This is a genomic window from Micromonospora palythoicola (genome assembly GCF_036689795.1).
In the GTDB taxonomy this organism is placed as follows: domain Bacteria; phylum Actinomycetota; class Actinomycetes; order Mycobacteriales; family Micromonosporaceae; genus Micromonospora; species Micromonospora palythoicola.
In genome coordinates this window covers 1-8,233 of sequence record NZ_JBAGKI010000115.1, presented here as the reverse complement: position 1 = coordinate 8,233, position 8,233 = coordinate 1, and the positions used below count along the sequence as shown (strand labels likewise).

The window sequence follows — 8,233 nt, the reverse complement described above, 5'->3', positions numbered from 1 at the left end:
CGGTCGCCCGGGCGGCGCTCGGCGTGGGCGTTGTCGCCCTGACCGCCCGCGCCGAGCGGCCGACCCGCCGCCCGGTCGCCCTGGACGCACCGGCCCGGGCAGCGGCCGCCGAGCGAGCCGACCGGTCGGCTCGCCAGCCCGCCACCTCGGGCAGCCCGTCGCCGAGCCCGTCGACGAGCGCCAGCCCCACCGCGAAGCCCACCCCGACGCCGAAGCCGAAGCCGAAGCCGAAGGCCAGTCGGACGGCCACCGTCAAGCCGAAGCCGAAGAAGAGCACGAAGCCGAAGTCGTCCTGGGTTCTGCCGATGTCCGGAGGCGCGGTCACCTCCTGCTACGGGCCCCGGTGGGGCACCCTGCACGCCGGCATCGACTTCGCCATGCCCGCCGGCACCCCGGTGCGCGCCGCCTTCGGCGGCACCGTGACCAAGGCCGGCGACGTCGACGACGGGTACGGCATCTCGGTGGTCATCGACCACGGCAACGGCTACCTCACCCACTACGCCCACCTGAGCACGGCCAGGGTGAGCGTGGGTGCGAAGGTCAGCACCGGGCAGACCATCGGTCTGGAGGGCTCCACGGGCGACTCCACCGGCCCGCATCTGCACTTCGAGGTGCACCAGGGCCAGCTGTGGAACCAGATCGACCCGGCGCCCTTCCTGCGCGCCCGGGGCATCGACGTGGCCTGCTGACCGCTCCGGCGGGCCGGGTCAGATCTTCTCGATCGGGGCGTGGCGCAGCACCAACCACAGCGTCTGGTCACCGAAGTCGATCTGCGCCCGGGCACCCGGGCCGTGTCCCTCCACGGTCACCACCCGGCCGAGACCGTACCGCTGGTGGTTCACCCGGTCTCCGGCGGTGACCTTCGGCCCCTGCGGCAGCTCGCTCGCGGTGGCCAACCGGCTGCCGTCCACCCCGAGCTTGCGGGCCAGTTGGGCCGCCCGGGGCGTCCCGCCGGTGAAACCACCGCGACCGCCGGGCATCCGGTCCGCACGGCCGCCCACGCCGCCACCACCGCCACCCCACGAGGTGTACGACCCCTCGGTCCGCTCCCAGCGGACGAGTTCGGGCGGCAGTTCCTCGACGAACCGGGACGGCGGGTTGTAGGCCGGCTGGCCCCACGCGGAGCGGGTCACCGCCCGGGAGAGGTAGAGCCGCTGCCGGGCACGGGTGATGCCGACGTACGCCAGCCGGCGCTCCTCCTCCAGCTCCCGGGTGTCGCCGAGTGAGCGTAGGTGCGGGAAGACGCCGTCCTCCAGGCCGGTCAGGAACACCACCGGGAATTCCAGGCCCTTGGCGGTGTGCAGCGTCATCAGGGTGACCACGCCTTGGTGCTCGGGGTCGTCGGTCGGCACCTGGTCGGCGTCGGCGACCAGTGCGACCTGTTCCAGGAAGCCGGCCAGGGTGGCCCGCTCGCCCTCCGCGCCGGTCGCCTCGATCCGCTCGGTGTACTCGCGGGCGACGCTCACCAACTCCTGGAGGTTGTCGACCCGGCCGGCGTCCTGCGGGTCGAGGCTCTCCTCCAGCTCGGTCAGGTAACCCGACCGGGTCAGCACCGCCTCCAGCACCTCCTCCGGGGTGCCGTCGACGGCCAGCTCACGGGCGGAGTCGAGCAGCGCCACGAAGTCGGCGATGCCGTTGGCCGCCCGGGTCGAGATGCCCGGCGCGTCACCGGCTCGCCGCAACGCGGCACCGAAGGAGATCCGGTCCCGGCTGGCCAGCGCCTCCACACAGGCCTCGGCGCGGTCGCCGATGCCCCGGCGCGGGGTGTTGAGGATCCGCCGCAGGCTCACCGTGTCGTCGTCGTTCACCACCGAACGCAGGTAGGCCAGTGCGTCCCGGACCTCCTTGCGCTCGTAGAAGCGCACCCCGCCGACGACCTTGTAGGGCAGACCGAGACGGATGAACACCTCCTCGAAGACCCGGGACTGCGCGTTGGTGCGGTAGAAGACCGCAACGTCGCCAGGCCGGGTCTCCCCGTCGTCGACCAGCCTGTCGATCTCCCGGGCCACCCAGTCCGCCTCGGCGTGCTCGGTGTCGGCGACGTACGCGACGATCGGTTCACCCGCGCCGGCGTCGCTCCACAATCGCTTGGGCTTGCGCGACGTGTTGCGGTCGATCACCGCGTTCGCCGCGTTCAGGATGGTCTGGGTGGAGCGGTAGTTCTGCTCCAGCAGAATGGTGCGGGCGTCGGTGAAGTCGCGCTCGAACTCCAGGATGTTGCGGATCGTCGCGCCCCGGAAGGCGTAGATGGACTGGTCCGCGTCGCCGACCACGCACAGCTCCGCCGGGTCGAGGCCCTCGGTGCCGGAGACCAGCTCCTTGATCAGGATGTACTGCGCGTGGTTGGTGTCCTGGTACTCGTCGACGAGCACGTGCCGGAACCGACGGCGATAGCTCTCCGCGACGTGCGGATGCGACTGGAGCAGATGCACCGTCGTCATGATCAGGTCGTCGAAGTCGAGCGCGTGGGCCTCGCGCAGCCGCCGCTGGTAGAGGGCGTACGCCTCGGCCAGCGCGCGTTCGTTGGGCCCGCTGGCCCGTGCGGCGAACGTCTCCGGGTCGACCAGCTCGTTCTTCAGATTCGAGACCTGGGCGGCGAGGCCGCGCGCCGGATAGCGCTTCGGATCGAGGTCGAGTTCCCGGGCGACGAGCTGCATCAGCCGGCGGGAATCGTCGGCGTCGTAGATCGAGAAGGTGGACTTCAGGCCGGCGTGCTCGTGCTCGGCACGCAGGATCCGCACGCAGGCGGAGTGGAACGTGGAGACCCACATCAGCCGGGCCCGCGGACCGACCAGGGCGGTGACCCGGTCCTTCATCTCGCCGGCGGCCTTGTTGGTGAAGGTGATCGCGATGATCTCGCCGGGGTGCACGTCCCGGGCGGCGAGCAGGTACGCGATCCGGTGCGTCAGCACCCGGGTCTTGCCGGACCCGGCGCCGGCCACGATCAGCAGCGGCGAGCCCGCGTGGGTGACCGCGTCCCGCTGCGGGCCGTTGAGCCCGTCCACCAGCTGCGCCGGATCGAGGCGGCCGGGCGCGGGCCGGTGGGGTGGCAACGCCCGGGCAGGCTCGGGCTCGGGTGGGGACGCGGGGATGTCGAAGAGAGGATGCATCGCACGGCGAGTCTATGCCGCCGGCCGGACATCCCCCGCCCACGGCACCCACCGACCAGATGCGGGGAAGGGACGGGTTTCCTTGCGTGCCATCCCGGAGGGCGGCATACTCGACAGCGTGTTCGACGAGCGCTTCTACTTTTACTACGGCTCCGGGAGTCCGGCAGCCGTAGGTCGCGCCTGATCGATCAGACCTACGAAATGCCCCGGGCTCTCGGAGCCCGGGGCATTTCGCGTCCCGGGATCCGGGCAACGGCGGCACCACACCGCGAGAGGTACCCGAAGATGACAGACGTGATGGAGCAGAACGGCGGCGCGAACGGGGCAGGTCCCGCCGGGCCCGAGGTTGGCGCCCCGGCCACCGGCACCGCCGAGCCGGACGCCGCCAGTCGGATCGCCGAGATCCGGGTACGGATCGACGAGATCGACCGGGCGCTCATCGAGTTGTGGCAGGAGCGGGCCGCACTCTCCCGGGAGGTCGGTGCGACCCGGATGGCCTCGGGCGGTACCCGGCTCGTCCTCTCCCGCGAACAGGAGATCCTGGAGCGCTTCCGGTCGGCCCTGGGCGCGGACGGCACCCAACTCGCCCTGCTCCTGCTCCGCGCCGGCCGCGGCCCCCTCTGACCCACCCCACCCTCCTCCCACACCCACACCCACCACGGTCAATTCCGTTGATCAAGAAGTTTTCGTCTGGATCCACGCTGTTCCAGACGAAAACTTCTTGATCAACCGGGGCGGGGTGGGTGTGGACCGGGGCGCCGGCTGCTGGTGACGGCCGACGCCCCGAATCACTGAGGAGGCACTACCTTCACCGCTGCTTCCGGTACGGATGGACGGGAGCGGCGGCGTCTGTGGGGCTACTCCGACGCGTGCACCACGTCGCGTACCTCGGCGAAGTGGCAGGCGCTCGGGTGACCCGACTTGTCGCGGATCTCCAGCAGCGGCTGCTGCTCGGCGCAGACGTCCTGGGCCTTCCAGCACCGGGTGCGGAATCGGCAGCCCGAGGGCGGGTTGGCCGGCGACGGCACGTCACCGGTCAGCACGATCTGATCCCGGTGCCCGCGCAGCCTCGGATCCGGCACCGGCACCGCCGACAGCAACGCCTGCGTGTACGGGTGGGTCGGGTTGTCGTAGATCTCGTCCTCGGTGCCGATCTCGATGATCTTGCCGAGATACATGACCGCGACCCGGTCGGCGATGTGCCGGACCACCGAGAGGTCGTGGGCGATGAAGATGTACGACAGCCCGAGCTCCTTCTGGAGCTTCTCCAGCAGGTTGATCACCTGGGCCTGGATGGAGACGTCCAGCGCGGAGACCGGCTCGTCACACAGGATGATCTCCGGGTTGAGCGCCAGCGCCCGGGCGATGCCGATCCGCTGCCGCTGGCCGCCGGAGAACTGGTGCGGGTACCGGGTGATGTGGTCCGGGTTGAGACCGACCAGATCGAGCAGTTCCTGCACCTTGGCCCGCCGCCGGGCCTTCGGCAACACGTCCGGGTGCACCTCGAAGGGCTCCCCGACGATGTCACCGACGGTCATCCGCGGGTTGAGCGAGGTGTACGGGTCCTGCATCACCAGCTGGATGTTGCGCCGGCCCCGACGTCGCTCCTCGGCGCTGACCTTCGACATGTTCTTGCCCTGCACGAACAGGTCACCCGAGGTCGGCGTCTCCAGCCCGACCAGCAGCCGGGCCAGGGTCGACTTGCCGCAGCCCGACTCGCCCACGATGCCGAGCGTCTCGCCGCGCCGCAGCTGCAGGTTGACCCCGTCGACCGCCTGAACCGCGCCGTACTGCTTCTTGAAGACGATGCCCCGGGTCAGCGGGAAGTGCTTGACCAGGTCACGGGTTTCCAGCACCACGTCACTCATCACCCTTGACCTCCTTCCAGAAGTGGCAGGCAGCCGTCCGGCTCGGCGACACCTGGTACAGCGGCGGCGCCGGGTCCTGCCGGCAGACCTCCTGCGCGTACCCGCACCGGGGGTTGAAGGCGCAGCCCGGCGGGATGTTGGTGAGCATCGGCGGCAGGCCCTTGATGGCGCTGAGCTCGTGACCCTTGAGGTCCAGACGCGGAATCGACTCCAGCAGACCCTTGGTGTACGGGTGGGCGGGGCTGGCGTAGATGTCGTTCACGCCGGCTTCCTCGATGACCCGGCCGGCGTACATGACCGAGATCCGGTCCGCCACGTCGGCCACCACCCCCATGTCATGGGTGATCAGCACGAGGCCCATGTTCCGTTCCCGCTGAAGCTCGGCGAGCAGCGCCATGATCTGCGCCTGCACGGTCACGTCCAGGGCGGTCGTCGGCTCGTCCGCGATCAGCACCTCGGGGTCGAGCGCCAGCGCCATGGCGATCATGACGCGCTGCCGCATACCTCCCGAGAACTGGTGCGGGTAGTCGTTCACCCGCTGCTTGGCGGCCGGGATCTTCACCAGGTCCAGCAGCTCGACGGCACGGGCCTTGGCGTCCTGGCGGGACATGCCCCGATGCTTACGAAACAGCTCGGCGAGCTGGAAACCGACGGTGAAGACCGGGTTCAACGCGGAGAGCGCGTCCTGGAAGATCATCGCGATCCGGTTCGCCCGCACCTTGCGGCGCTCCGACTCCGGCAGCTTGAGCAGATCGACGCCCCGGTAGAGGATCTCGCCGCCGGTGATGAAGCCAGGCGGAGTATCCAGGATGCCCATGATCGCCTGAGCGGTCACGCTCTTGCCGCAGCCGGACTCGCCGAGGATCGCCCGGGTCTCGCCGGCCCGCAGGTCGAAGCTCACACCGTTCACGGCGTGCGCGATGCCGTTGCGGGTGCGGAACTCCACGTGCAGGTCCTTGACCTGCAGTGGCAGCGCGTCGGGGTCGACACCCGCCAGCGCCTCCATCTTGACGTTCACATCAGTGCTCATGCCGGCACTCCGCTCGCTCCGTGCCCTCGTGAGGCACCATCGCCCTTGGCTGATGATTCGCTCGCTGTGACTCGCTCATCCGACTCACCGGAACTTCGGGTCGAGGGCGTCCCGCAACGCGTCACCCATGAGGATGAAGGACAGCACCGTGCCGACCAGCAGACCACAGGGGAACAGCAGCAGCCACGGGTCGTCCAGGAAGTAGACCTGGTGCTGGCTGATCATGATGCCCCAGGACTGGGTGGGCGGCTGGAGTCCGACACCGAGGAAGGTCAACGTGGCCTCGGCGGCGACGAACGAGCCCAGCACGATGGTGGCGTAGACCAGCATCGGTGCGATCGCGTTCGGCAGGATGTGCCGGAACATCAACCGGGAGTTGCGGGCACCGACCGCCTTCGCCGCGTGCACGTAGTCGAGGTCCTTCGACGAGATGACGCTGCCCCGGATGATCCGGGCGATGGTCGGCCAGGCCAGCAGGAAGAGCACGGCCGTGATGGTCCAGATGTTCTGCCGCTTGATCACGGTGAGGAACACGATCGCGCCGAGCAGGAACGGCAGCGAGAAGAAGATGTCCATCACCCGGGAGATGACCGCGTCGACCCAGCCGCCGTAGTAGCCGGCGAGCAGGCCGAGCACCCCACCGAACAGCACGATGCCGCTGGTCGCCATCACCGCGATCACCATCGACGGGCGAGCGCCGTAGATCGCGTGCGAGTAGTAGTCGCAGCCCAGGATGTCGAAGCCGAAGGGGTGGTCCCAACTCGGCGCGACCCGGGACCGATCGGTGCTGCACGCCCGCGGGTCCTGGCTGGTCCACAGGCTCGGGAAGAGCGCCATCGACCCGACCGCGAGGATGTAGAGAGAGGCGATCACGAAGACGGGGTCGCGCAGCAACTGTCGTCGGGCGTCCGCCCACAGGCTCGCGTTGCGCTCCTTGCCGCCCGGCGCGTCGGGCGTAGGGCCGTCACCGGCCACCGGCGCACCGCCGACGGCGGAGCCCGCACTCGTCAGGTCACTCATGTCCACACCTCGTTTCGCTGCACCCGGCCACCAGGAACGGTGGGAAGACCTACGTCCGCCACCGTGGTTCGGTCACTCATAGCGGATCCTCGGGTCGAGCACGGCGTAGAGCAGGTCGACCAGCAGGTTGGCGACCAGGACCACAAGCACCAGCATGGTCACCACGCCGACCACCACCGACGACTCACCGCTACGCGCCGAGAACGTCACCAGCCGGCCGATGCCCGGCACGTTGAAGATGGTCTCGGTGACGACCGCGCCGGCCATCGCGGCGCCGATGTCGACGCCGAGGAAGGTGATCACGGGGATCAGCGAGTTGCGGAGGGTGTGCACGCCGATGACCCGCTTGTTGGTCAGGCCCTTGGCCTTCGCGGTGCGGACGTAGTCGGCACGGATGTTCTCCATGATGCTGGTCCGGGTGAGCCGAGCCGTCGTGGCCAGCGAGAGCGCACCGAGCACCATGCCCGGGATCACCAGGCTGGCCAGCGGATAGTCGGGCTTGAAACCAGGCGTGAAGACGCCGACGGAGATCACGTCGGGAATCCAGTCCTGTCCGCGCAGCACGTTGCCGAACTTGACCCCGACGAACTCCCGGACCACCACGCCCAGCACGAAGATCGGCACCGAGATGACGAACACCGTGCTGATCTTCACCGCGTAGTCGGTGAAGCTGCCGCCCCGCAGACCGGCCAGCACACCCGCCGCGATGCCGACGACCGCCTCGAACACGATCGCGATGACCAGCAGCTTCAGGGTGAACGGAATGGCATCGGCGACCAGGTCGGTGACCTCCCGCTGGCGCAGGTTGATGCCGAAGTCGAAGTGGAAGAAGATGTTCTGCAGGCGGTCCAGGAAGAGCCCGAAGCAGGGGTTGCCCCGCTGGTCGAGACAGGGGTCGGCGTAGCCGAGCCGCTCGGTGATCGCCTGAAGCAGCGCTGGATCCGGCGTCCGGTCCCCGAACAGCGCCCGGACCGGGTTCCCGCTGAACTGAACCGCCAGCGAGGTCATGTAGTGCAGTAGGAACATGGTGCCCAGCACGGTGGGGATGAACTGGAGCAACCGTCGAATGACGTAGCGCCCCATGACGGGGTCTCCTCTCGGCGCTGACGTGGCGGCAACGATCACCCTGGTGGGGTAACCGTTGCCGCCACATCGTATTACGGCAGGATCAGGAGTCTGAAGCTCAGTTCTGCTTCAGCGAAATC

7 protein-coding genes are annotated in these 8,233 nt (G+C 69.2%); 2 read left to right on the top strand and 5 right to left on the bottom strand.

Going from position 1 to position 8,233, the window contains the following annotated elements; translation table 11 throughout:
- On the top strand, positions 1–689 hold a 689-nt coding region (locus V5O40_RS27445; RefSeq protein WP_408631961.1), incomplete at its 5' end, for a M23 family metallopeptidase.
- Positions 690–707: 18 nt separating this feature from the next.
- Here V5O40_RS27445 and pcrA read toward each other — a convergent pair.
- A complete protein-coding gene (pcrA, locus tag V5O40_RS27440) occupies positions 708–3,110 on the bottom strand; it encodes a DNA helicase PcrA (RefSeq protein ID WP_332908139.1) in 2,403 nt (800 codons plus the stop codon).
- Positions 3,111–3,395: 285 nt separating this feature from the next.
- Between pcrA and V5O40_RS27435 the strand changes: the two genes are divergently transcribed.
- Positions 3,396–3,734: a chorismate mutase gene (locus V5O40_RS27435; protein WP_408631960.1), complete on the top strand. Its 339-nt coding sequence runs from the start codon at positions 3,396–3,398 to the stop codon at positions 3,732–3,734.
- A 233-nt stretch (positions 3,735–3,967) separates the two neighbouring features.
- Here V5O40_RS27435 and V5O40_RS27430 read toward each other — a convergent pair whose 3' ends face one another.
- The 4 genes from V5O40_RS27430 to V5O40_RS27415 form a co-directional block, all read right to left on the bottom strand.
- Positions 3,968–4,978, bottom strand: coding sequence for an ABC transporter ATP-binding protein (locus V5O40_RS27430; RefSeq protein ID WP_269738235.1), 1,011 nt, complete (start codon positions 4,976–4,978; stop codon positions 3,968–3,970).
- The gene (locus V5O40_RS27425) at positions 4,971–6,008 is read right to left on the bottom strand and encodes an ABC transporter ATP-binding protein (RefSeq protein WP_164447816.1); all 1,038 of its coding nucleotides are present in this window, start codon (positions 6,006–6,008) and stop codon (positions 4,971–4,973) included. The genes V5O40_RS27430 and V5O40_RS27425 overlap by 8 nt, the downstream gene beginning before the upstream one ends.
- Before the next feature lie 84 nt (positions 6,009–6,092).
- The gene (locus tag V5O40_RS27420; protein WP_332908138.1) at positions 6,093–7,028 is read right to left on the bottom strand and encodes an ABC transporter permease; all 936 of its coding nucleotides are present in this window, start codon (positions 7,026–7,028) and stop codon (positions 6,093–6,095) included.
- Positions 7,029–7,100: 72 nt separating this feature from the next.
- On the bottom strand, positions 7,101–8,111 hold the full coding sequence (locus V5O40_RS27415; protein WP_332908137.1) for an ABC transporter permease: 1,011 nt from the start codon (positions 8,109–8,111) through the stop codon (positions 7,101–7,103).
- Positions 8,112–8,233: the final 122 nt, after the last annotated feature.